This window comes from Aeromonas sp. S11(2024), from assembly GCF_041402345.1.
Lineage (GTDB): Bacteria > Pseudomonadota > Gammaproteobacteria > Enterobacterales > Aeromonadaceae > Aeromonas > Aeromonas veronii.
Genome location: NZ_JBGLRC010000007.1, coordinates 107,352 through 129,916, shown reverse-complemented (window position 1 = coordinate 129,916; position 22,565 = coordinate 107,352). Strand labels below are relative to the sequence as shown.

Genomic DNA, 22,565 nt, shown 5'->3' with positions numbered 1-22,565 from the left:
TGGATAAGACCCGCCCCGGCAGATTTTTATTTCACACAAATTTACATCATGTGGTGCAGGGGCAGTGCCTTGGCCATGGTGCCGACCAGAAACAGGACTACGAACACCAGCAGGGGAACGATCACATTTGGCGCCATCAGACTCACTCCATGAGCAGGACAGGGCCTCTAACTATGGCCGACTGTCAGGCCGGTCACCAATGAATTTTTTTCGCGAGCGCAAGCGTATTCCTGAGTTGAAAAGGGTGATGAAGATCACACACAATTCGGCCCCCGCTTGCCGCCCCGATTGCCGGGGGTAGGCTGCCCATTTTGCGAAGCCAACTGAAGAGTCGCCCCATGAGCCCACTGATCGCCATCGCCATCACCACTGGAATTCTCTCCGCCGTCTGGGGCTGGATTGCCGTCGCGTTCGGCCTTATCTCCTGGGTCGGCTTTCTCGGCTGCACCAGCTATTTCGCGTCAAGCGGCGGCTACAAGGCGCTGCTGCAAACCATCTTCTGCAACACCAGCGGCATGCTGTGGGCGCTGCTGCTGATCCATGGCGACAGCCTGTGGGGGGCGGGCGTGGCGAGTTATGTGATGACGGGGGTGGTCGCCACCCTGATGTGCGTACAGGCCAAGCAGCAGTGGCTCGGCTACATTCCCGGCACCTTTGCCGGTTGCTGTGCCACCTTCGGGGCGGCTGGCGAGTGGCGGCTGATCCTGCCCTCCCTCATCATTGGCGCCTTGTTCGGTTACCTGATGAAGGCAAGCGGCCTCTGGCTCTCCCATAAAACTCAAAAAGCCGATGCCGCTCCGGCGGTGGTTGATCCCGCCTGATTTATCCCTTCGATTTGAAATTTGCAGCTTCGATACCATGCCGATTCAATAACTTGTAAAAATCGGTACGGTTTCTGCCCGCCAGGTTGGCCGCCAGGGTCACGTTGCCTTCGGTAGTGCGCAGCAAACGGATCAGATACTCCTTCTCGAATTCGGCACGAGCCTCGTTGAACGAGGGGATGCCGCCGCCGCCACCGCTCAGGGCTGACTCCACCATGGAGACCCCGATCACTGGACTGCAACAGAGGCTGGCGAGCTGTTCCACCACGTTGCAGAGCTGGCGCACGTTGCCGGGCCAGGCAGCGGCCGCCAGCATCGCCAGCGATTCGGGCGAAAAACCCATGGCGGCGCAGTCACTGTGGCGGCTACGGTAATCGTCGAGCGCCTGTCGGGCCAGCAGGGGGATATCCTCGCTGCGGGCACTGAGAGACGGCAAGGTGATGTTGGCGACGTTGAGACGGTAGAAGAGATCTTCCCGAAAGCGCCCCTCCTCCATCGCCTTGACCAGATCCTGATGGCTGGAGCTGAGCACCCGCACCTCCGGCGTGCCCTGACCATACTCCTCCATCACCTGCAGCAGCTTGGCCTGCAGGGATTCGGAGAGGCTGCCAATCTCGTCGAGAAACAGGGTCGCCCCCTTGGCCTGCTCGAACAGCCCTGACTGGCCATCTTCACCAAACAGCTGCAGGTCGAGTGACGCCCACGGAATGGCGGCGCAGTTGATGGTATGGAGCGGCTTGTCGCGCCGCTGGCTGGCCTGGTGCAGCGCCTGCGCCATCGCCCCCTTGCCGGAACCTGACGGCCCCATGATCAGCACCGGCACCTCCATGGTCGCAATGCTATGAGCCTGGATCAGCAGCTGTTCCAGCTGGGGATTGCGGGTCAGGATCAGCGACTGCCACTCCTGCTGCTGTTTCGGCCGCGTCAGACTCAACGCATGTTCGATGGTGGCGAACAGCTCATCCTTGTTGATGGGTTTGGTCAGGAAGCTGAAGACCCCGGAACGGGTCGCCTGAATGGCGTCCGGGATGGTGCCGTGGGCGGTCATGATGATCACCGGCAAACCCAGCCACTGGGCCTGGATCCGCTCGAACAGCGCCAGACCGTCCATGCCGGCCATCCGCAGATCGCTCAGTACCAGATCGGCCCGTTGCTGACGCAACCGGTCGAGGGCCCCTTCCGCACTGTCGGCGGTATCCACTTCATAACCCTGACTGCGCAGCCGCATGCTCATCAGTTTGAGCAGGCTGACGTCGTCATCCACCAACAGGATCCGGCTCATGGTATTACCTCACGATTCTCGTTCAGCTTGCGCTGGTTGAGCTGGTCGTCGATAGCGGTCAGCTGCTCGATCTGGCGGCGCAGCCGCTGGATCTCCTGACTCTGGTCATCGCGACGGCTGTCGCGAGCCAGCAGCTGCTCGCCGAGGGCGATCCAGCTACGTAAAAAGGCCTGCGCATCGAGACCCAGTTCGGGCAGCATCTGCTTCAGGCGCGCCAGACCGGCGGTGCGATTGGCTACCGATTCGGCGGGGTGGGAGTCCACCATGGCCAGACTGACCCGGCTCTCCAGATCGTCAGCCCCTTTTAGACGCTGACGCTCCTGCACCCGTTGCTGGGGGTGACTGGCCAGCAGCCAGTCGGAGTATTGCAGACGCACCTGCATCTCCTTGTTGGCAAACTCCATCCGCTTGGCAAAAGCGATATCGGAGGACTCCCGCTCTGCCTGTTGCGGCAGCAAGGAGCAACCCGCGAGCAGCCCTGCCATCAGAGCTGGAAATACGCGTTGTATCTTCATAGTCCTCATTTCAACGTCAACCTGAAACAGACATCAGCCTGTTCATCCTCTACCAGAACCAGTTCCCCCCCCAGGCTGTTGGCAGACTCGCGGGCGATGGAGAGGCCCATGCCCGAGCCTTTCAAGAGACCTTGCCGCACAGTGCTGCCCTGCTCGAAGGGTTCAAAAATGCGTTGCTGATCGGCCACGGGGATCTTGGGCCCCTCGTTGGCCACTTCCAGCCAGCTTATCTGTTCATTCTGCCCTGCCCTGATCCAGATATTGCCCCCGCTGGCGCCGTAACTGACGGCGTTGGAGAAGAGGTTATCGAGGATCAGCCGTAGCCGGTAGGGCTCCGCCCACAGGGTAACCGGCACGGTCGGCAAGTGTACACGGATCTGCTTGGACTCCAATGCCAGCCGGTACTCGGCAGAAAGTTCCGACAACATCGGCAGCAGGGGGACGGGCTCTAGTTCGAAGGCCTCCTGCTGACTGAGCCGGTTGAAGTCGAGCAGACGCTCGATCAGGGTCTGCAAACGCCGACTGTTCTCGTCGAGCATCTGGCAGATCTCCAGCTGATCCGGCGTCAAAGGCCCGACCAGCTGCTCGCAGAGCAGATCCGTCCCTTCCCGCAGCACCGCCAGCGGGGTCTTGAGCTCGTGGGAAACATGACGCAGGAACTGGTATTTCTGCAGCTCCAGCTCCTTGAGTTTGTCGTGCAGCCAGACGATCCGCTCCCCCAGCAATACCAGCTCGGCAGGGCCGTCAACCGGCTTGGGATCGGGTTCGACCCCGGCACCCAGACTCAAGATGCGCGACTCAATCTGTCGTACCGGGTGGATGATGAGGTAGGTGAAGATAAAGACCATCAGCAGGCTGAGCGCCGCCACAGCTCCGCTCACCCACCAGAGCTCGCTGGTCAGTCCGGCGATGGTGAGCTGCACCCGATCCATGTGTTCGTCAACCCGGCTGCGGGTGACTATTTCGAGCTGCTTGTTGGCATCGTTGAACTGCTCAAGCTTGTCCCCCGCTGCCGCCGCCCGGGCCAGCGCAGCATCCTGCAGGCTGTCGAGCCAGGCCAGCCCCTGATCGAGCCCGCTGTAAAGCTGGCCGTCGGTGATGGAGTTGCGGTGTTCCGCCAGCAACACCCGATACCCGTCGAGTTGCTGCTGGTAGCTGGTGAGACTGCGGCGATCCCCCAGCACCGCGAAGCGGCGCAAGGTGCGCTCGATATCGATGGCTTGCGCCGTCAGCAGGGTAGCGCGGCGGGTATCCTTGACCGCCCGCTCCATCTCGTCGCTGGTGAGCTGACTGAGGTGGGCAAGGGAGGTGCTGTTGTGCCAGATCATGCCGCCCAGCGGCATCAACACCAGCACAAATCCCATCAATACCACCTGCAGCAGGGAGCGTGGGCGAACCTTGGTCATCATCTCTTCTCTTGCATTCTCACCGGTGCGCCAGCATAGCCGCACCGCCCCAAAAAACAAAACCGGCCAACAGGCCGGTTTGTATTATCTGGATTGTGGTGATTCACGCCAACGCGACAGAGGCCAGACAGATAATCATGATCATCGCCAGCGCGCCCGAGGCGGTCAACAGCGCCCATTTCAGCTCCACACTCATGCAAACCTCCTTTCTGCCAATCAGTGCCGGATCACAATAGATAAGACAATGTTAAGCCATAGTTAATCCGATAACCGTGAGCTGCGTATACATTTCAGATGAGCCCAACCCCGGGAAGGTGAGCATGTTCTATCTGTGTAGCATTGGTTCCAATCTTGACCCGCATACCCATGTCAGCCATGCGCTGGCCGAGCTGCTTGCGAACGTCGGCCCCCTGCAACTGAGTTCGGTGATCCGCACCAAGCCGGTGGGAATGCACTCCAGCCACGACTTTCTCAACTGCCTGCTGGTGGTGGAGAGCCCGCTCGATGCCGCCCGCCTCAAGCAGCACTTTGTCGCCCTCGAGGTAGCTCACGGCCGGGATCGCAGCGATCCGCTCTGCAAGGTGCACGACCGGCCGCTCGACATCGATATTCTGGCCAGCAACAGGAGCGGTGACTTTGCCTCGGCAGAGGTCGATTCCTATCTTGCGGAGCTGCTGGCCGAGCTCTATGGCCATGGCGAGGTGCATGACCCCAAGGTGGCGCTGCAAGTGACGCTCCCCGCCCCGTCGGGCAAGCTCAAACCCGGCAAGGGCTTGCTGACTCGGCAGGTCGGGCTGGGGCCGCTGGTGCTCGGCAACCTATCAGAGGGTGGCCAGCGCACGTCCGCCATCTACCTTGATGCTGGCCCCCGTCATATAACTGTTCCCCATCAGTAACTGCACCGCCTGCCAGATGGGCTCAAGTCCCCCCTCCCGCGCCAGCGGTGTTTTCGCCAACACCTGCCGGCGCCATGCCTCGTCATGCTCGTCGAGAAACAGAATGGGGCCCGGCTCTATGGTGTTGACTCGCACCGCAGGCGCCAGCTCCCGGGCAAAGCTCATGGCCAGCGAATGGGCTCCCGCCTTGGTCGCCACATAGCTGGCAAAACGGGGGGCCGGGGCATGGATATAGATATCGGTAATGTGAATGATGCTGGCGTTGGAATTGCTGGCCAGCCGGGGGGCCAGCGCCCGGTTGAGCTGGAAGGGGGCCGCCATGTGCACCCGGTAGAACTGCTCGAACTGGGCCAGTTGCGCAGCCGGATCAGTTGCCTGCGGCTCGAAGGCCGAGGCGTTGTGGATCACCAGCGCCAGATCCTGATGGGCAGCCAGCACGTCGATCAGCTTGCCAACGTCCTCTTCCCGGCCAAAATCCGCCTGCACCAGTTCGACCCCCAATGCAGCCAACGTGGCCAGCTCCGGCCGCTCGCTGCGATAACTGCCCGTCACCTGCCAACCCGCCGCCACCAGCTGTTCACAGAGATAAAATCCGAGTCGACGGCCGCAGCCCGTAACCAATGCACGCATACGATCTCCTTTCCCTTTCATGGTCTTGCATGAACGAAGCCCGCCTGCCAGCGGATCACCACCGATGGCTTGTGCCTATCAATCCCTGCGGCACAAGCCATTGGTCGCGGGCCACCCGCCCGCGTCATAGTGGCGGCATCCCCCTCTTGCGGAGTCACCACCATGCTGAAAGTACACCACCACATGGGTCGCCTGACCCACTCCCTCACTGCCGGACTCGGCCTGGCCGAGGCGCTGGATCGCCTGCATCAATCGGGTCTTGGCGGCCTGCCGGTACTGGATGAGCAGAAACGGCTGATCGGCTTTCTTTCCGAACAAGATTGCATCCCCAGCCTGCTCACCGGCAGCTACCACTGCGATACCCGCACCCGGGTGGAGGATCTGATGAACCGCTCGCCCCTCTCGGTCGGGCCGGATGAGAGCATTCTGGATCTGGCTCGCCAGATGGCCGATGCCAAGCCCAAGATCTACCCGGTGCTGCAACAGGGCAAGGTGATCGGCATCATCAGCCGCCGTCAGGTGATGCAGGCCCTCAACCAGCAGATGAAGGTGTGCCAGCAGACCTAGATCTGGTAACGCCCCTTGTCACCGATATCGAAGTGCAGGGGCATTCGCCACTTGGCCAGCGCCAGCAAGGTCAACAGGGCGCCGCAGACCAGCGCCACCAGTGCGGCGGCCCACTCCACCCGCAACCACTCCAGCAGCCATAACGCCGGCAGCAATACGGGCACCAGCTTGATGCCGGGAATGGCGAAGCAAAACTGCTCCTTGAACGCCAGCCCGGAGAGGGTCGCCAACGCCGCCCCCAGCACTAGCGCATCCGGTGCCCCCACCGTTGCCAGGGCCAGTGCGCCCCACCCAAATCCCTGCAGAATCAGGCGAATCCGCTTGTCGTAGATATGCAGCGAGAAGCCGCAGATTGCGCTTGCCACTGCCAGCGACATCAACCATTGTGCCGACGGGAGCAGTGCCATCCCGCTCAGCAGCGCCGCACCGCGGTAAAGCAGCAACAAGGCTGCCGCACTCAAGCCAAGGCGGTAGAGCGAGACAGTCAACTTGTCGATCCCGTCCAGCGGGCTCTCGATTTCAGGATTTGCCATAAACAGTCGCTTCTAACGGATCAGGTGCCATCCAATATACTGGAATCAGGTCTTGGAATATCTTCAAACGGGCTCAGGAGACGTAGTTTGCGTGTGATCCCCCTGTTTTGGTTGCTGTTTCCACTCGGATTGCCCGCCAAAGAGCTGGTGATCTGCGGCACCATGGAGCCCCCGCTCAAGTTTCTCGATGCCGATCAGAAACCCCGCGGACTCGATATAGACATCGTCACCGCCATCTTCGACAAGCTGGAGACGCCCTTTCGGATCGAGCTGGCCGACTCCGGTGCCCGCCTCACCCGCAATGCCGAAACCGGCGCCTGCGATCTGGTGATGACCCACTCCTACAAGGCAGAGCGGGAGAGTTATCTCATCTATCCCCAACAGGCCCATCTTCGCCACAGCTGGCACTTCTTCGTGCGCAAGGCGGACCTGATGAAGATCCGCTACGAAACGCTGGCCGACCTCAAACCCTGGCGCATCGGCGTGACCAAGGATTTCTCCTACACCCCTGAACTGGCAGCGGCCATGACCGACCCGACCTATCAGTTCCAGGAAATCACCATGAACCAGCTGCAACTGCGCAAACTGCTGGCCGGACGGATCGATACCGTACCCATGCCGCTGGTCACCGCCTTCACCCAGATCAAGGAGGAGGGGCTGACAGGCAAGGTCGATTACCTGCCCAAACCGCTCAAGAGCAGCCCCTACTTCAACACCTGGGCCCGCGCACGAGCGGATGCACAGACCCCGGCCCTGATGGCGGCCTACGATGCCGAACTGCTGCGCATGAAGCGAAACGGCAGCCTCAAGGCCCTCTACGACAAGTACGCCATCCCCTATATCGAACCCTGATCAAGGGGTCAGGGTTTCGCATGGGAGATGGATCTCTACACCCTACCCCTTATACAACCCACCTCAAGGCTTCACGTCCCGCAGGATCGGATTCTGCAGCGAAATCAGGGTTTCAGTGGACTGGATCTCGTCGATGGTCTGGATCTTGTTGATCAGCACTATCTGCAGCTCGTCGATGGAGCGGGTCATCACCTTCATGAAGATGCTGTAGTGGCCCGTGGTGTAGTAGGCCTCCACCACTTCGTCCAGCGCCTGCAGCTTGGCCAGTGCCGAGGGGTAATCCTTGGCACTCTTCAGATTGATCCCGATAAAGCAGCAGACGTCGTAACCCAGCTTCTTGGGGTTAACCTGCACCCGTGTCCCCTCGATGATCCCCGCCTGTTTCATCTTCTCCACCCGCACATGGATGGTGCCCGGGCTGACCGCCAGTTGTTTCGCAAGTTCGGCGTAAGGGATCCGCGCATTCTCCATCAGAGCGGTGAGGATGGCCTGATCGAGATTATCGATCCGGTAATTTTCCGGCATTTTTTTGCACTCCCGTTGACGATACCTCATTAAATAACTGCTTATTTTGAAGAAAAAAATACACAAAGCCTATTTCTATTGTCGAATATTGAATTTAGTTGGCATTCCGTTGAAGAATCACCACATCCAACGGGGTTTGAAACAGGAATTCAGCATGAAACAGCACTACATTCGCAGCCAACAGCAGATCAGCTTCGTCAAAGAGATGTTCTCCCGCCAACTCGCCCAGCAACTGGGTCTGATGGAGGTGCAAGCCCCCATTCTGAGCCGGGTCGGTGATGGCACTCAGGACAACCTCTCTGGCCATGAGAATGCAGTGCAGGTCAAAGTGAAAACCCTGCCTGAGCACAGCTACGAAGTGGTCCATTCACTCGCCAAGTGGAAGCGCCAGACCCTGGGTCGCTTCGGGTTCGGCCCGGGTGAAGGGATCTACACCCACATGAAGGCGCTGCGTCCGGATGAAGACAAGCTCACCCCCATCCACTCCGTCTATGTGGATCAATGGGACTGGGAGAAGGTTATGCCGAGCGAGCGCCGCGATCTTGCCTATCTGCAAGAAACCGTGCGCGGCATCTGGGCTGCCATCAAGGCCACCGAGCGCGCGGTCTGTGCCGAGCATGAGCTGACCCCCTTCCTGCCGGCCGAGATCCAGTTCCTGCACAGCGAAGAGCTGCTGGCCCGTTACCCGGACCTCGATGCCAAGGGGCGCGAGCGTGCCATCGCCAAAGAGCTGGGGGCCGTGTTCCTGATCGGCATCGGCGGTGCCCTCTCCCACGGTGAGCGTCACGATGTGCGTGCCCCGGACTATGACGACTGGAGCAGCCACAGCGAGCTGGGTCTGGCAGGCCTGAACGGTGACATTCTGGTGTGGAACCCGGTGCTGCAAGACAGCTTCGAGATCTCCTCCATGGGGATCCGGGTCGACGCAGAGGCGCTGCGCCGCCAGCTGGCCATCACAGGCGACGAGGATCGCCTGCAGTACGACTGGCACCAGGATCTGCTGGCCGCACGGATGCCGCAGACCATCGGCGGCGGCATCGGCCAATCTCGTCTGGCCATGCTGTTGCTGCAAAAAGAGCATATCGGTCAGGTGCAGGTTGGTGTCTGGCCAGCCGAGATGAAAGCTGCCGTGCAAGGCATGCTGTAAACGCGTTGATTTCATCGGTCTGGCCTGCGCGCAGTGGCACGCGGGTCAGCCCTGAAGTTGTGTGGCGGTGCGGACTGAACGAGCGCAGTCCGGACATGCTGTAAGTCGCGTGGTCATCCCTGATGGCCCACGGCGAAACCGGGGCTTGCCCCTGCGACCCGCTCAACCCACGTCAGGTCGCGTCACTACATTCCTCCCGGCAATCTTCGGATTGCCGTTTTTTTTCTGCCGAATCCCCGCCACCAGATATGACAACGCCAGCCCGAGGGCTGGCGTTGCAAACATCGATGCGAGACTGGTTACTGGGTCATGGTAAGGCCGTTGCTGTCGGCCCCCAGCACCAGTTTTTTGCCCGGCACGATGCGGCCGGAGAGCAGGGCCTGCGCCAGCGGGTTCTCCACCTTCTGCTGGATCGCCCGTTTGAGAGGCCGCGCCCCGTAGACGGGGTCGAACCCGGCATGCACCAGCTTCTCGAGCAGCGCTTCGCTCACCTCCACCTCGTAACCCTGAGCCTCGAGACGGCCCATCAGGCTCTTGAGCTGGATGCGGGCGATGGACTTGATGTGATCCTCGCCGAGGGGATGGAACACCACCGTCTCGTCGATCCGGTTGATAAACTCCGGCCGGAAACTGCGGGTCAGCACATCCATCAGCATGGCCTTCATCTCGTCGTAGTCTTTCTCGGAGTGGTGCTCCTGAATCAGATCCGACCCGAGGTTGGAGGTCATGATCACCACCGAGTTGCGAAAATCGACGGTGCGACCCTGACCATCGGTCAGGCGGCCATCATCAAGCACCTGCAACAGGATGTTGAACACATCCGGATGCGCTTTCTCCACCTCGTCCAGCAGGATCACCGAGTAGGGACGACGGCGTACCGCCTCGGTCAGATAACCGCCCTCTTCGTAACCCACGTATCCGGGAGGCGCCCCCACCAGACGGGCCACGCTGTGTTTCTCCATGAATTCGGACATGTCGATCCGCACCATGGCATCCTGGGTATCGAACAGGAACTCGGCCAGCGCCTTGCACAGCTCGGTCTTGCCCACCCCGGTGGGCCCCAGGAACAGGAAAGAGCCGATGGGGCGATTCGGATCGGAGAGCCCGGCGCGGGAGCGACGAATGGCGTTGGAGACCGCATCGACCGCCTCCTCCTGACCAATCACCCGGCTGTGCAGCTGATCTTCCATCCGCAGCAGCTTGTCGCGCTCCCCTTCCAACATGCGGGCGACCGGAATACCGGTCCAGCGGGCTAGGACGTCTGCGATCTCCACGTCGGTGACGCGATTGCGCAGCAGACTGGTCTCCTGCATCTCGGCCTGAGTGGCGAGATCCAGCTGCTTCTCCAGCTCCGGAATGCGGCCGTACTGCAGCTCGGACATCCGGCCCAAGTCGCCTGCGCGGCGCGCCACATCGAGATCCTGACGGGCCTGCTCCAGCGCAGCCTTGATATGCTGGGTGCCGGCGAGAGCGGCTTTCTCGGCCTTCCACACTTCGTCCAGCTCGTTGTATTCCCGATCTTTTTCGCCAATCTCCTGATTGATCAGCTCCAGTCGTTTGCGGCTGGCATCGTCGTCCTCTTTCATCAGCGCCTGCTGCTCCAGCTTGAGCTGGATGATGCGCCGCTCGAGGCGATCGAGCGCCTCCGGCTTGGAGTCGATCTGCAACCGGATGCTGGCTGCCGCCTCGTCGATAAGGTCGATAGCCTTGTCCGGCAACTGGCGATCCGCAATGTAGCGGTGCGACAGCTGGGCCGCCGCCACGATGGCGGGGTCGGTGATCTGCACATGGTGGTGCAGCTCGTAACGCTCTTTCAGGCCACGCAGGATGGCGATGGTGTCCTCCACGCTCGGCTCTTCCACAAGCACCTTCTGGAAGCGACGCTCCAGCGCGGCATCTTTTTCGATGTACTGACGGTACTCATCCAGGGTGGTGGCGCCGACGCAGTGCAGGTCGCCGCGGGCCAGCGCAGGTTTCAGCATGTTGCCCGCGTCCATGGCCCCTTCGCCCTTGCCGGCGCCGACCATGGTGTGCAGCTCGTCGATAAAGAGGATGACGTTGCCCTCCTCCTTGGCGAGATCGGTCAGTACAGCCTTGAGCCGCTCTTCAAACTCACCGCGATACTTGGCACCGGCCACCAGCGCCCCCATGTCCAGCGACAGCACCCGCTTGTTTTTGAGCCCTTCCGGCACTTCGCCGTTGATGATGCGCTGAGCCAGTCCCTCGACGATGGCGGTTTTACCGACACCGGGGGCACCGATCAGCACAGGGTTGTTCTTGGTACGGCGTTGCAGCACCTGAATGGTGCGGCGGATCTCGTCATCCCGGCCGATCACCGGGTCGAGCTTGCCGAGTTCGGCCCGTTCGGTCAGATCGATGGTGTACTTCTCCAGCGCCTGACGGTTCTCCTCGGCGTTGGCATCCTCCACCTTCTTGCCGCCACGCACCTTGTCGATGGCCGCTTCCAGTTTCTCTTTGGTCAGCCCCTGAGCGCGCAGCAGCTCACCCAGCGTTCCCTTGTCGTCGAGGGCAGCCAGCACGAACAGCTCGGAGGAGATGAACTGATCCTTGCGCTGCTGGGCCAGTTTGTCGCAGACGTTGAGCAGGCGGCCGAGGCCGTTGGAGAGCTGCACGTCCCCTTCTACGCCGCTGACGCGCGGCAGGCGATCCAGCTCCTCGCCAAGGCGGGAGCGCAGGGCGTTGATATCCATCCCGGTCAGGGTGAGCAACGGACGGATAGAGCCGCCATCCTGATTGACCAACGCGGTCATCAGGTGAACGGGTTCGATGAATTGGTGGTCACGACCCAGCGCAAGAGACTGGGCATCGGAAATAGCAATCTGGAATTTGCTGGTAAGGCGATCGAGGCGCATTGCACTCCCCCTTCAAACAGGCAGACGCCGCTTGCGCGGCAAACAACATAACTTTCTGAGATGAAAGATGAGGCCCGTACGGGCTATTTCAAGGGCATGGGCTGGTTATTTTTTCTGCAAAGCGGGGAGAGGGCAGGAGCCCCGCCTCTCTCATACGGCTCTGCTCTTGAGAGAGACGGGGTATTACTTGGCGGGTGATTGCTTAGCGGGCCAACCAGATGAGGGAGGCCATCCGGCCGGTCTGGCCGTCGCGACGATAGGAGTAGAACTGCTCGCTATCGCTGAAGGTGCAGTATTCGCCGCCATAGACGGCGGTAACGCCGGCACGGGCGAGGCGCAACCGCGCCAGCTGGTAGATATCCGCCAACCATTTGCCGTCGTTGGACGAAGGGACGAACGCCGCTTCTGCTTCAGCCTGCTCAGCCATAAAGGCCTCGCGCACCTCTCCCCCCACTTCAAATGCAGTGGGGCCAATGGCCGGGCCCAGCCAGGCCAGGACCTCGACCGGCTCGCAGCCCATGGCGGCGATGCTCGCCTCCAGCACGCCCTCTTTCAGTCCACGCCAGCCTGCGTGGGCCGCTGCGACCACGGTACCGGCCCGATCGCAAAACAACACCGGCAGACAGTCGGCGGTCATCACGATGCAGGCCAGCTCCGCCTCATGGGCGCAGGCGGCATCCGAATCCGGCGCACAGCCATAGTCGCGGCTGACGGTATGAACCACGGTGCCGTGCACCTGATTAAGCCAGTTAAGGGGCCCCGGGATGGCGGCCGCCTGCTGCAAGCGGGCGCGGTTAGACTCGACTCGCGCCGGTTCATCCCCCACATGGGTGCCCAGATTGAGACCTGCAAAGACCCCTTCACTGACGCCGCCATCCCGGGTGGTCGACAACGCCCTGACACACGCCGGGGCTGGCCAGTCGGGTTCGATCCATTTCATCTGTGACTCCTTCAATTCACCGATATAAAAACGGGGCTCCTGCAAGGGAACCCCGTTTGGCATCTGTTCGGGCCGGATGACGCCAGAAACCGACGCAGCAGGCCCTATCGCATCAATTCCAGACTAAATCATCCGGATTGGCGAGAGTATCCGCGCGCAGCACTTCCATCAGCTCCACCATGTCTTGCGGTGTAGCTGAGTGCCACTGCATCACTTCCCCCGTGATGGGGTGAGCCAGTTGCAGCATGGTGGCATGCAGCGCCTGACGGTTGAAGTTACGCAGTGCCTGGGTCAGCTCGGGGGTCGCGTTGCGCAGCGGGCGCAGACGGCCACCGTAAGCGGGATCACCCACCAGCGGGTGTTTGATGTGGGCCATGTGGACACGGATCTGGTGGGTACGGCCGGTCTCCAGACGCAGACGCAGACGGGTGTGGCCACGGAACTTCTCGTGAACCCGGTAGTGGGTCACAGAGGGGCGGCCATTGGGCACCACGGCCATGTGGGTACGCTGGGTCGGGTGACGGCCGATGGGCGCATCGACGGTGCCACCTGCGGTCATGTGACCGATGGCGATCGCTTCGTACTCACGGGTGATCTGGCGCGCCTGCAACGCTTCCACCAGATGGGTCTGGGCGGGTACGGTTTTGGCAACCACCATCAAACCTGTGGTGTCTTTATCCAGACGGTGCACTATACCGGCGCGGGGTACCTCGGCAATGCCGGGGTAGCGGTGCAGCAGGGCATTGAGGATGGTGCCATCCGGCGTGCCTGCGCCCGGGTGAACCACCAGTCCGGCCGGTTTGTCGATCACCAGAATGTGTTCATCTTCATAAACGATGTTGAGCTCGATATCCTGGGCATCCCAGCGGGTATCATCTTCCAGCTCGACATTCACATGCACCTGCTGCCCGGCCAGAATCTTCTCGCGCGGGGTGTTGGCAACCTGACCGTCCAGGGTCACTCTGTCCTGTAAAATCCACTCCTTGATGCGGGTGCGGGAGTAGTCTGGAAACAATTCGGCCAGGGCCTGGTCGAGTCGCTGCCCGAATTGGTGATCCTGGAATTCGCCTGTCAGTTCAATATGCTGGCTCATGTATGGTCTCTTGAGCGGGGGGTATCAATTCGAAATAATCCGGGTATTCTAGCTTTTCTTTTAGCCAAGCATAACGGATACTTTGCCAATTTCGTGGAAATGGACCGGATGTTGTTGATGGGAAAGAAGTCTCACCTGCTGATGTCGCTCGCCTTGGTCGCTACCTTGATCACAGGCTGTTCCAGCACCAAACCCAAGGTACCCGACGAACCGCCGGAGACCCTGTACCAGAAAGCACGCCTCAAACTGGATGTTGGCAATTACGTGCAAGCCACTGAATTGCTGGAGGCTTTGGACTCTCGCTACCCGTTCGGCGCCTACTCCAATCAGGTGCAGCTTGACCTCATCTATGCCTACTACAAGCAGGATGATACCGCTCAGGCGATCGCCAATATCGACCGTTTTATCCGCCTCAATCCGGCGCATAAAAACATCGATTACGTCTTCTATATGCGCGGCCTGACCAACATGGCGGCGGATTACAACTTCTTCCAGAGCCTGTTCGGTATCGATCGGGATGACAAAGACCCTGCTTATGCCCGTCAGGCATTCCAGGACTTCAAGACCCTGCTGCAGAACTACCCCAACAGCGTCTATGCCGCCGATGCTCGCGCCCGCATGATTGGCCTGAAGAATCGTCTGGCCCGATATGACCTGAGCGTGGCCGAGTATTATGTGAAGCGTGATGCACTGGTCGCGGCCGCCAACCGGGCCAAGCTGATTGTCGAAACCTACCCCGACACAGCCGAAACCGAGAAGGCACTGGAGATCATGGTCGAGTCTTACGACGCCCTGAAAATGCCACAGCTGGCCAAGCATGCTCGCGAAGTGCTGGCCAAGAACTACCCGGAGAACCGCCTCGGCCGTGGCTGAGTGATACGGATAAACCGGTAACAAAAAACCGATGCCAAGGCATCGGTTTTTTTATCGCTGCAATTTAGCCACTGATATTACCCGCAGAAGCTCTGCAGACCAGGGTCAGCGTGACGGCGCCTTCCCAACGCCGTCATCGCAACGCTTACTTCGCGACATTACCCGCCACGTTCAGGGCATCCCAGGTGCGGGAGAAGGGCGGCGCATAGGCAAAGTCCAGCATGCCGAGCTGTTCGGTGGTCACCCCCATGGTGATGGCCACCGCCAGCGCGTCGATGCGGTGGACCGCCCCCTTGCGACCGAGGATCTGGCCACCCAGTAGCCGCTTGCTGCCCGCCTCATAAACCAGCTTGACGTGGATGTCGGACTGACCCGGGCAGTAGTTGGTGTGGCACTTGTCCTTGATCACCACGGTGCGATAGTCGATGCCCATCGCCTTGGCTTCCTGCTCGGAGAGGCCGGTACGGCCCGCCTCCAGCCCAAGCACCTTGAGCGCCGCAGAACCGAGGGTACCCGGGAACTCCTGCTCGGCACCCGCCAAGTTCTCGCCTACCATGCGGCCCAGCTTGTTGGCGATGGTGGCGAGCGGTACATAGACCTGCTGCTGCTTCACGCTGTGCCAGACGCTGGCACAGTCACCGGCTGACCAGACGTTGGCGAGCGAGCTGCGCCCCTGACGGTCCACCTTGATGGCGCCGTTGCCGAGCCGCTCGATGCCGGTATCGGCCAGAAACTCGGTGTTGGGCTTGACCCCGGTGCAGACCACCACGATATCGGCCTCATACTCGCCCTGGCTGGTGCGCACGCCGGTCACCCGACCATCCCCCAGCAGTGCTTCAACTCGCTCACCCAGATGGAGAGAGACCCCCTGCTCGCGCAGTTCGGTTTCGATGTGCTGGGTGATCTCGCCATCAAACGCATCGGGGATGACTCGATCCGCCAGCTCGATGAGACGCACCTCTTTGCCCTGATGGACCAGCGCCTCGACCACTTCCAGCCCGATAAAGCCGGAGCCAATCACCACTGCGCGGCGATTGTTCTTGTCTTGCACCGCCGCCTTCAGCGCCAGTCCGTCGGCCATCCGGCGCAGACCGAATACCCCTTGCTGCTGCAGACCGGGGATGGGGGGCATCACTTCGCGGGCACCGGTGGCGATCATCAGCCGATCGTAGCGATCGGTGAAGGTGTCGCCGTTGTGCTCCACCACCAGAGTCTGGGCAGCTGCGTCAACGCTCAATACCCGATGGCCAATCTTGACCTCGATCCCCTTGGCGGCGAACTGCTCGGGGGTGAACTCGGCCATGTAGCCAGGCTCCTGAAACTCGTCGCCGACGAAGTAGGGCAGGCCGCAGGCACCGAAAGAGATCACCTCGGAGGCCTCATACACCACGATGTCGGCCTCTTTGGCCAGACGGCGGGCCTTGGCCGCCGCACTCATACCGGCGGCTTCGCCACCGATGATCAGAATTCTCATTGTTTTTCCTCTCAATGGCGCAGGGAGGGCATGCCCTCCCTGCGGTCTATGACGGGAAAGGGTCGCCCCTTTCCACAGGCAGATCAACCGACGCAAATCAGACGGTAGACTCTTCGCCGTCCAGACTCACTTCGTGATCGCTGTTGAACACATGCATGTCGGTCTCGCCCATCAGGCGGCTGGTGACCGTCCCTGCGGTGATGGAGCCTGAAACGTTGAGCGCGGTACGGCCCATGTCGATCAGCGGCTCGATGGAGATGAGCAGACCGGCCAGCGCCACCGGGAAGTCCAGCGCGGAGAGCACGATCAGCGCGGCAAAGGTGGCGCCGCCGCCAATGCCGGCCACCCCGAAGGAGCTGACGGTGATGATGGCGATCAGGGTCATGATGAAACCGGGATCCATCGGGTTGACCCCTACGGTCGGGGCAATCATCACGGCCAGCATGGCCGGATAGATACCGGCACAGCCGTTCTGGCCGATGGTGGAACCGAAGGAGGCGGCGAAGTTGGCGATCCCCTCGGGAATACCCAGCGACTTGGTCTGGGTCTGCACGTTCATCGGGATGGAGCCCGCACTGGTGCGCGAGGTGAAGGCAAACGCCAGCACCGGCGTGATCTTCTTGAGGAAGCGCAGCGGGTTGATGCCGACCATGCTCACCAGCAGCAGGTGCACGACAAACATGATGGCGATGGCGCCGTAAGAGGCCATCACAAAGCTGAGCAGGTTGAGGATGTCAGCATAGTTGGAACCGGAGACCACCTTGGTCATCAGGGCCAGCACGCCGAACGGGGTCAGGCGCAGCACCAGGGTCACCATCCGCATTACGATGGCATGAGCTACGGCCACGAAGTGGCTGAAGCTGGCGAAGATTTCCGGCTTCTTGCGGGCGATGCCGGTGGCAGAGAGGCCGATAAAGATGGAGAAGATCACCACGGCGATGGTGGAGGTCTTGCGCGCCCCGGTCATGTCGAGGAAGGGGTTGGCCGGAATGAACTCCAGCATCATCTTGGCAAACGACATGCTCTCGACGCTGCCGAGGGTGGTCTGCAGCGCGGCGCCACGGGCGCTTTCGGCGGCACCGGAGGTGAGCCCTTCAGCGGTCAGGCCAAACAGGTTGGACATCAGGATGCCCGCCCCGGCGGCGATGGCGGTGGTGAAGATCAACACGCCTATGGTCATGGCGCTGATCTTGCCCAGCGCGGTGCCGCCATTGAGCTTCAAGATAGCGCTGATGATGGAGACCATGATCAGCGGGATGATGATCATCTGCAGCAGCTTCACATAGCCGCTACCCACGATATCCAGATAGTCGATGGTCTGAACAATGACGGGCGAACCTGCACCGTAAAGCAGTTGCAACGCGGCGCCGAACAGAATACCGAGCCCCAGACCGGCAAATACCCGGCGGGTGAAGCTCACATGTTTTTCCTGTAACCGGTAGAGAAAGAACAGCAAGATGGCGGCGATGGCCAGATTGCCGATAACGCTAAATGTCATGGTATGACTCCCCAAAAAGCGGGCTTGGGCCCGAGAAACAAGAGCAAGCGCCATGCTTGCCCTGGCAACCGTGTCAGACGGTCTGCGCCGTCGTGACAAGAACAAGGGGGTCTATCGCCCCCTTGTCACAGATTCACTGCTTCTGCTGTTTCGCTCGCATGATGTTGATGATTTCGATGTCGGTATCCAGCATCCCCTCTTTGGAGAGGCGGCCCAGATTGGCGATGGTCTGGTCCACATCGTCGGAGACGATCCCCTCGCTCTGGGGGACATGCAGGTTGTTGATAGCCATCAGGGAAGACTTCACTGCGGCCGAGGTGGAGGTGGAGACCTTCATGGAGCAGGCGCTGCCCGCGCCGTCACAGATGATGCCGGAGACATCGCCAATCATGTTGTTGATGCAGTGGCTGATCTGCTGATACTGGCCGCCCAGCAGCCAGGTGATGGCGGCACCGGCCCCCATGGCGGCGGTACTGGCGGCGCAGAGGGCCGACAGCTTGTTCTGATAGGTCTTGATGTAGATGGCCACCAGATGGCTCATCACCAGTGCCCGGGTCAGCTGCTCGTCGCTCGCCTTGAGGAAGCGGGCGGCCGCGACCACCGGCATGGTGGCGGCAATGCCCTGATTGCCGGAACCGGAGTTGGACATGGCGGGCAGCATGGCGCCATCCATCCGCGCATCGGAGGCGGCAGAGGAGAGGCGCATCGCCAGGGTCATCAGGTCATCGGAGAGCAGCTTGCGCTCCACCTGTTCGGTGAGGATCTTGCCGATCTTCAGGCCGTAACCCTGCAACCCTTCATCTGCCAGCGCCTGATTCATGGTGGCGGCCTCGCGGATAAAGTCGATCTCCGCCAGCGGCACTTCCAATGCAAAATCGACGATCTCCCGCAGGGTCATGGCCGGTTTGGCGGATTTGGCTGGCTGGATCTGCACGCCGGGGGCGCTGGCCTGCTCCATCAGCACCTCGCCATCCTTCTCCATCAGGATGATGCGAGTGTGGTCGGTACAGATCACCACCCGGGCACTGTGCCCTTCAACTTCGGCCAGCACCTCGGCGTAGAGCACATCCGGCACATCCTTCACATCCACCTTGATCACCGGCAGCAGCGCCTTGGCCGCTTCCACCTGTTCTGGTGTGAGGGTCTTGAGCACCTCCAGCCCGGCATCCGGGTTGCCCCCTGTGATGCCGACCGCAGCAGCCACCGGCAGACCGATCATGCCGGTACCCGGCACCCCGACCCCCATGCCGTTCTTGAACAGATTGCCACTGACCCAGACGCTGATGCGGGTCGGGGTCTCCCCCAGCAGCTTGCGGCAGTTGGCCGCCGCCAGCGCCACCGACATCGGCTCGGTACAGCCCAGGGCCGGCACCACTTCACGCTTGAGCAGGGTAATAAAGTCGGTCCATTGTGCTTTCATCGCAGTGTTTCTCATGTTCAGGGTGCCCGCAGGCAGTTATTGCTTGTTCAGATCCGCCTTGTGGTTGCGGATATGCAGATAAACAGTATGACGGGAGATGCCGAGCATCCGGGCAACCAGCTGGGCCGCCTCCTTGATCTCGAAGATCCCCATGTCGAAGAGCCGGGTAACTATCTCCTTGTTGCGCACCGTGCAGGAGAGCGAATCGTCCCGATCCACCTTCTCAATCACCTGGGTCACCAGATCGTCCACCGAGCTGGCAAAGGTCTCGCTGTTGAGCGGCGCCGGTGCCGCGGGCAGCGCAAAGGTATCGAGCAGGCTGCCAAGGGAGGTATCCAGACTGAAGTTCACGCAGAGCATGCCGATGGGCTTGCCCTGCCGGTTGCTGATAGTGATGGAGGAGGACTTCATCAGCGTCCCGTCGCGGGTACGGCTGAAGTAGCTGCTCCACTGGCTGCCCGCCTCCCCCTGCAAACGGTTGAGGGCAAAGTCGGTGACCGGCGCCCCCTCCCGACGACCGGTGACATGGCCGTTGGCAATCTTGATAACCGATGCATCCAGCGTATCGAACGCATGCAACACCACCTCGCACCCTGCGCCAAACAGCGCGGCCAGCGCCTCGACCGCGGGCTCGAAACTGGCGATCAGATGACGTTCTTCATCCGTTAACGAATTGATCTGGTCAGTAGTGGCTGCTGTGGACATATATGAGTAACTTTGAGTAAACCGCAGTTGATTCTACTATCAACAAGATCAACTAATGTTGAGCGGCATCCCCTTTTTACTCGCCATTATGCCCACCTTTTAACAAAGTGCGACAAATTGTGAAGCAGCGCACAGCAGGGCGGCGACTCAGAGGTGATAGCGGGCCAGCAGCTGCTTGTAGGCGGGAGTCTGTTTGAACGCCTTGAGGGCAGAGGAGAAGCGGATAGCCAGCTGGTCGTGGCCAGGCTTGTGGGTAAACGCGAGAAAGTTGCGGTTGTCGTCTGTCAGCAGGCGCGAGCCGTGGTTCACCTGATCCTGCAACCCCTGAGTGTGCAGCAAGTAGCGACCGACCCGCTCGTTGAGCACCACCCCGTCCAGCCGACCGGCCATCATCAGATGCAGCTGTTTGATGGCATTCCCCTCCCCCGTCATCGGCATCCGGATCACCCCGGGATCGGTCAGAAAATCGGGGCTGTAGGCATAATCTTCCTGAATACCTATCCGCAGACCCTTGAGGTCGGAGAGCTGCCTGAAATCCACCGGACGAGCCGATGGATAGAAGAGCACTTCACCGCTGTAAGAGAGCGGCTCTTCGGGGTAGTAGAGCCAGTGCTGGCGGGAAGGTTCAAAGAAGACATCGAGCACCGCATCCCCCTGTCTGAGACGGGCCTGCTGCAGAACCCGCTTCCAGGGCAGCACCCTGATTTCAGTGCGATAACCCATCTGGCGCAACACGGTACAGGCCAGATCGAGATCGGCGCCAGCCAGCTCGCCATTGTCACCACGCATCACATAAGGGGGCCACAGCTCGGTCAGCAGCGTCAGAGTCGGCGGCTCGTCCGCCGCTACGGCCGAACCAGCACCAAACAGGGAGGCCAGCAGCCAGCCGTACAACCCGATCCTTCGCCAACCCTGACACCACATCATGGAGATCCCTCATGGTCCGTATGGATTGAGGATATACAAGGGATGAGCAATAAAAAAGGAGGCCGAAGCCTCCTTGATATCCACTCTCTGAATGGCACTTACAGTGCTTTCAGGATTGCCTCGACGCTGGCCTTGGCATCGCCAAACAGCATCTGGGTATTTTCCTTGAAGAACAGCGGGTTCTGGACACCGGCGTAGCCAGTGTTCATGGAACGCTTGAAGCCGATGACGTTCTGCGCTTTCCACACTTCCAGCACCGGCATACCGGCGATCGGGCTGCCCGGATCTTCCATCGCGGCCGGGTTGACGGTGTCGTTGGCACCGATCACCAGCACGGTGTCGGTGTCGGCGAAATCGTCGTTGATCTCGTCCATTTCCAGCACGATGTCATACGGCACTTTCGCTTCCGCCAGCAGCACGTTCATGTGGCCAGGCAGACGACCGGCAACCGGGTGGATACCGAAGCGCACCTTGACGCCGCGATCACGCAGCTTCTGGGTGATTTCAGCCACCGGATACTGGGCCTGCGCCACCGCCATGCCATAGCCCGGGGTGATGATGACGGAGCTGGAGTTCTTCAGCAGGTCAGCCACTTCCTCGGCGCTGGTTTCGCGGTATTCGCCCATCTCCTGATCAGCCGTGGAGGCTACGCCGTCGGAGCCGAAGCCACCGGCGATCACGGAGATGAAGGAGCGGTTCATCGCCTTACACATGATGTAAGAGAGGATCGCACCGGAGGAACCCACCAGAGCACCGGTGACGATCAGCAGGTCATTGGAGAGCATGAAGCCCGCCGCTGCCGCCGCCCAACCGGAGTAGGAGTTCAGCATGGAGACCACCACCGGCATGTCTGCGCCACCGATGGAGGCAACCAGATGCCAGCCGAAGGCGAAGGCGATCAGGGTCATCACCAGCAGGGCGAAGGTAGAGCCGCCCGCGTTGACGAAGTAGACCATCAGCGCCAGAGAAGCGACCACGGCCAGCAGGTTCAGCTTGTGGCGGTGCGGCAGCATCAGTGGCTTGGAGGAGATGAGACCACGCAGTTTGCCGAAGGCAACCACGGAACCGGTAAAGGTTACGGCACCGATGAAGACGCCCAGGAAGATCTCGACCAGGTGGATGTTCAGCATGGCGCCGGTCAGGTGCTCGACCTGGGCAACGCTGTTGGCCTGCTCGAACGCCGCACGGGCGGCTGCCAGGGTGGCATCCAGGTTGGAACCGACGGAGACCACCACTTCAGCAGGCGCGGAGGGGTGCAGATCGATGAAGCTGTTGAAGCCCACCAGCACCGCCGCCATACCCACGAAGCTGTGCAGCACGGCCACCAGTTCGGGCATCTCGGTCATCTCGACCTTGAGTGCCAGACGCACGCCGATGGCACCGCCGATCACCATGGCCAGGATGATCCAGTGAACACCACTGGTCTCCGGGTTGAATACGGTGGCGAGCAGGGCGATAGCCATACCCGCGATACCGAACAAGTTGCCATGCTTGGCCGTTTCTTGCTTCGACAGTCCCGCGAGACTGAGGATGAAGAGCACGGCGGCAACGATATAGGATGCTGTTACCAGTCCTTGAGACACGTTAA

Annotated in this window: 22 protein-coding genes; 6 read left to right on the top strand and 16 right to left on the bottom strand. The window is 60.8% G+C overall.

Features of this window, described 5'->3' with window-relative positions; all coding sequences use genetic code 11:
- The first annotated feature begins 338 nt into the window (after nt 1–338).
- Nucleotides 339–821: a DUF1097 domain-containing protein gene (locus tag ACB040_RS08680; protein ID WP_338772935.1), complete on the top strand. Its 483-nt coding sequence runs from the start codon at nt 339–341 to the stop codon at nt 819–821.
- A 1-nt stretch (nt 822) separates the two neighbouring features.
- On the opposite strand, the gene ACB040_RS08675 is transcribed toward ACB040_RS08680, so the two are convergent.
- The 4 genes from ACB040_RS08675 to ACB040_RS08660 form a co-directional block, all read right to left on the bottom strand.
- Nucleotides 823–2,103, bottom strand: coding sequence for a sigma 54-interacting transcriptional regulator (locus tag ACB040_RS08675; RefSeq protein ID WP_139412128.1), 1,281 nt, complete (start codon nt 2,101–2,103; stop codon nt 823–825).
- The gene (locus tag ACB040_RS08670) at nt 2,100–2,627 is read right to left on the bottom strand and encodes a hypothetical protein (protein WP_005356347.1); all 528 of its coding nucleotides are present in this window, start codon (nt 2,625–2,627) and stop codon (nt 2,100–2,102) included. The genes ACB040_RS08675 and ACB040_RS08670 overlap by 4 nt, the downstream gene beginning before the upstream one ends.
- Nucleotides 2,624–4,024, bottom strand: coding sequence for a HAMP domain-containing sensor histidine kinase (locus tag ACB040_RS08665; RefSeq protein WP_031227888.1), 1,401 nt, complete (start codon nt 4,022–4,024; stop codon nt 2,624–2,626). The genes ACB040_RS08670 and ACB040_RS08665 overlap by 4 nt, the downstream gene beginning before the upstream one ends.
- A gap of 103 nt (nt 4,025–4,127) precedes the next feature.
- A complete protein-coding gene (locus ACB040_RS08660) occupies nt 4,128–4,220 on the bottom strand; it encodes a YnhF family membrane protein (protein WP_005339800.1) in 93 nt (30 codons plus the stop codon).
- A 124-nt stretch (nt 4,221–4,344) separates the two neighbouring features.
- Here ACB040_RS08660 and ACB040_RS08655 point away from each other — a divergent pair, with 124 nt between their 5' ends.
- The gene (locus ACB040_RS08655) at nt 4,345–4,920 is read left to right on the top strand and encodes a 2-amino-4-hydroxy-6-hydroxymethyldihydropteridine diphosphokinase (RefSeq protein ID WP_371154384.1); all 576 of its coding nucleotides are present in this window, start codon (nt 4,345–4,347) and stop codon (nt 4,918–4,920) included.
- Here ACB040_RS08655 and ACB040_RS08650 read toward each other — a convergent pair.
- On the bottom strand, nt 4,846–5,550 hold the full coding sequence (locus ACB040_RS08650) for an SDR family oxidoreductase (protein WP_338772942.1): 705 nt from the start codon (nt 5,548–5,550) through the stop codon (nt 4,846–4,848). The genes ACB040_RS08655 and ACB040_RS08650 overlap by 75 nt on opposite strands.
- A 162-nt stretch (nt 5,551–5,712) precedes the next feature.
- Between ACB040_RS08650 and ACB040_RS08645 the strand changes: the two genes are divergently transcribed.
- Nucleotides 5,713–6,117 carry a CBS domain-containing protein gene (locus tag ACB040_RS08645; RefSeq protein ID WP_005356342.1) on the top strand — a complete coding sequence of 135 codons (405 nt, stop codon included), beginning with the start codon at nt 5,713–5,715 and terminating at the stop codon, nt 6,115–6,117.
- On the opposite strand, the gene ACB040_RS08640 is transcribed toward ACB040_RS08645, so the two are convergent.
- Nucleotides 6,114–6,650, bottom strand: coding sequence for a DUF2301 domain-containing membrane protein (locus ACB040_RS08640; RefSeq protein ID WP_338772945.1), 537 nt, complete (start codon nt 6,648–6,650; stop codon nt 6,114–6,116). The genes ACB040_RS08645 and ACB040_RS08640 overlap by 4 nt on opposite strands.
- 87 nt (nt 6,651–6,737) lie before the next feature.
- Here ACB040_RS08640 and ACB040_RS08635 point away from each other — a divergent pair, with 87 nt between their 5' ends.
- The gene (locus ACB040_RS08635; protein WP_338772946.1) at nt 6,738–7,502 is read left to right on the top strand and encodes a transporter substrate-binding domain-containing protein; all 765 of its coding nucleotides are present in this window, start codon (nt 6,738–6,740) and stop codon (nt 7,500–7,502) included.
- 63 nt (nt 7,503–7,565) lie between these two features.
- Here ACB040_RS08635 and asnC read toward each other — a convergent pair whose 3' ends face one another.
- Nucleotides 7,566–8,027 (bottom strand): transcriptional regulator AsnC, encoded by a 462-nt coding sequence (gene asnC / locus ACB040_RS08630; protein ID WP_005339783.1) that lies wholly within the window; start codon nt 8,025–8,027, stop codon nt 7,566–7,568.
- Nucleotides 8,028–8,181: 154 nt separating this feature from the next.
- Here asnC and asnA point away from each other — a divergent pair, with 154 nt between their 5' ends.
- A complete protein-coding gene (gene asnA / locus ACB040_RS08625) occupies nt 8,182–9,174 on the top strand; it encodes an aspartate--ammonia ligase (RefSeq protein WP_021231465.1) in 993 nt (330 codons plus the stop codon).
- 299 nt (nt 9,175–9,473) lie between these two features.
- Here the strand turns inward: asnA and clpB are convergent, their stop codons facing one another.
- The 3 genes from clpB to rluD all read right to left on the bottom strand — a co-directional run bounded on the left by clpB (nt 9,474) and on the right by rluD (nt 14,080).
- Nucleotides 9,474–12,047: an ATP-dependent chaperone ClpB gene (gene clpB, locus ACB040_RS08620; protein WP_371154380.1), complete on the bottom strand. Its 2,574-nt coding sequence runs from the start codon at nt 12,045–12,047 to the stop codon at nt 9,474–9,476.
- Nucleotides 12,048–12,249: 202 nt separating this feature from the next.
- The gene (gene pgeF / locus ACB040_RS08615) at nt 12,250–12,987 is read right to left on the bottom strand and encodes a peptidoglycan editing factor PgeF (protein WP_371154378.1); all 738 of its coding nucleotides are present in this window, start codon (nt 12,985–12,987) and stop codon (nt 12,250–12,252) included.
- A 112-nt stretch (nt 12,988–13,099) separates the two neighbouring features.
- Nucleotides 13,100–14,080, bottom strand: a complete 981-nt coding sequence (rluD, locus tag ACB040_RS08610; RefSeq protein WP_005339771.1) for a 23S rRNA pseudouridine(1911/1915/1917) synthase RluD — start codon at nt 14,078–14,080, stop codon at nt 13,100–13,102.
- Nucleotides 14,081–14,197: 117 nt separating this feature from the next.
- Here rluD and ACB040_RS08605 point away from each other — a divergent pair, with 117 nt between their 5' ends.
- Nucleotides 14,198–14,953 (top strand): outer membrane protein assembly factor BamD, encoded by a 756-nt coding sequence (locus ACB040_RS08605; RefSeq protein ID WP_019446583.1) that lies wholly within the window; start codon nt 14,198–14,200, stop codon nt 14,951–14,953.
- A gap of 145 nt (nt 14,954–15,098) precedes the next feature.
- Here ACB040_RS08605 and ACB040_RS08600 read toward each other — a convergent pair whose 3' ends face one another.
- The 6 genes from ACB040_RS08600 to pntB form a co-directional block, all read right to left on the bottom strand.
- Entirely contained in the window at nt 15,099–16,427 is a 1,329-nt protein-coding gene (locus ACB040_RS08600) for a CoA-disulfide reductase (protein ID WP_371154375.1), read from the bottom strand.
- Between the two features lie 97 nt (nt 16,428–16,524).
- Nucleotides 16,525–17,925, bottom strand: a complete 1,401-nt coding sequence (locus ACB040_RS08595; RefSeq protein ID WP_005341918.1) for an L-cystine transporter — start codon at nt 17,923–17,925, stop codon at nt 16,525–16,527.
- Between the two features lie 133 nt (nt 17,926–18,058).
- On the bottom strand, nt 18,059–19,360 hold the full coding sequence (locus tag ACB040_RS08590; RefSeq protein ID WP_041234985.1) for a serine dehydratase subunit alpha family protein: 1,302 nt from the start codon (nt 19,358–19,360) through the stop codon (nt 18,059–18,061).
- A 21-nt stretch (nt 19,361–19,381) separates the two neighbouring features.
- Nucleotides 19,382–20,050 carry a PAS domain-containing protein gene (locus ACB040_RS08585; RefSeq protein ID WP_335828403.1) on the bottom strand — a complete coding sequence of 223 codons (669 nt, stop codon included), beginning with the start codon at nt 20,048–20,050 and terminating at the stop codon, nt 19,382–19,384.
- Nucleotides 20,051–20,197: 147 nt separating this feature from the next.
- Entirely contained in the window at nt 20,198–20,977 is a 780-nt protein-coding gene (locus tag ACB040_RS08580; RefSeq protein ID WP_371154369.1) for a substrate-binding periplasmic protein, read from the bottom strand.
- Between the two features lie 98 nt (nt 20,978–21,075).
- Nucleotides 21,076–22,560, bottom strand: a complete 1,485-nt coding sequence (pntB, locus tag ACB040_RS08575) for a Re/Si-specific NAD(P)(+) transhydrogenase subunit beta (protein WP_005339759.1) — start codon at nt 22,558–22,560, stop codon at nt 21,076–21,078.
- Nucleotides 22,561–22,565: the final 5 nt, after the last annotated feature.

What these genes read in the sequence shown, in the direction of transcription:
- ACB040_RS08680 (WP_338772935.1), top strand. Translation starts at nt 339, where the DNA reads ATGAGCCCACTGATCGCCATCGCCATCACCACTGGAATTCTCTCCGCC.
- ACB040_RS08675 (WP_139412128.1), bottom strand. Translation starts at nt 2,103, where the DNA reads ATGAGCCGGATCCTGTTGGTGGATGACGACGTCAGCCTGCTCAAACTG.
- ACB040_RS08670 (WP_005356347.1), bottom strand. Translation starts at nt 2,627, where the DNA reads ATGAGGACTATGAAGATACAACGCGTATTTCCAGCTCTGATGGCAGGG.
- ACB040_RS08665 (WP_031227888.1), bottom strand. Translation starts at nt 4,024, where the DNA reads ATGACCAAGGTTCGCCCACGCTCCCTGCTGCAGGTGGTATTGATGGGA.
- ACB040_RS08660 (WP_005339800.1), bottom strand. Translation starts at nt 4,220, where the DNA reads ATGAGTGTGGAGCTGAAATGGGCGCTGTTGACCGCCTCGGGCGCGCTG.
- ACB040_RS08655 (WP_371154384.1), top strand. Translation starts at nt 4,345, where the DNA reads ATGTTCTATCTGTGTAGCATTGGTTCCAATCTTGACCCGCATACCCAT.
- ACB040_RS08650 (WP_338772942.1), bottom strand. Translation starts at nt 5,550, where the DNA reads ATGCGTGCATTGGTTACGGGCTGCGGCCGTCGACTCGGATTTTATCTC.
- ACB040_RS08645 (WP_005356342.1), top strand. Translation starts at nt 5,713, where the DNA reads ATGCTGAAAGTACACCACCACATGGGTCGCCTGACCCACTCCCTCACT.
- ACB040_RS08640 (WP_338772945.1), bottom strand. Translation starts at nt 6,650, where the DNA reads ATGGCAAATCCTGAAATCGAGAGCCCGCTGGACGGGATCGACAAGTTG.
- asnC (WP_005339783.1), bottom strand. Translation starts at nt 8,027, where the DNA reads ATGCCGGAAAATTACCGGATCGATAATCTCGATCAGGCCATCCTCACC.
- asnA (WP_021231465.1), top strand. Translation starts at nt 8,182, where the DNA reads ATGAAACAGCACTACATTCGCAGCCAACAGCAGATCAGCTTCGTCAAA.
- clpB (WP_371154380.1), bottom strand. Translation starts at nt 12,047, where the DNA reads ATGCGCCTCGATCGCCTTACCAGCAAATTCCAGATTGCTATTTCCGAT.
- pgeF (WP_371154378.1), bottom strand. Translation starts at nt 12,987, where the DNA reads ATGAAATGGATCGAACCCGACTGGCCAGCCCCGGCGTGTGTCAGGGCG.
- rluD (WP_005339771.1), bottom strand. Translation starts at nt 14,080, where the DNA reads ATGAGCCAGCATATTGAACTGACAGGCGAATTCCAGGATCACCAATTC.
- ACB040_RS08605 (WP_019446583.1), top strand. Translation starts at nt 14,198, where the DNA reads ATGGGAAAGAAGTCTCACCTGCTGATGTCGCTCGCCTTGGTCGCTACC.
- ACB040_RS08600 (WP_371154375.1), bottom strand. Translation starts at nt 16,427, where the DNA reads ATGAGAATTCTGATCATCGGTGGCGAAGCCGCCGGTATGAGTGCGGCG.
- ACB040_RS08595 (WP_005341918.1), bottom strand. Translation starts at nt 17,925, where the DNA reads ATGACATTTAGCGTTATCGGCAATCTGGCCATCGCCGCCATCTTGCTG.
- ACB040_RS08590 (WP_041234985.1), bottom strand. Translation starts at nt 19,360, where the DNA reads ATGAGAAACACTGCGATGAAAGCACAATGGACCGACTTTATTACCCTG.
- ACB040_RS08585 (WP_335828403.1), bottom strand. Translation starts at nt 20,050, where the DNA reads ATGTCCACAGCAGCCACTACTGACCAGATCAATTCGTTAACGGATGAA.
- ACB040_RS08580 (WP_371154369.1), bottom strand. Translation starts at nt 20,977, where the DNA reads ATGATGTGGTGTCAGGGTTGGCGAAGGATCGGGTTGTACGGCTGGCTG.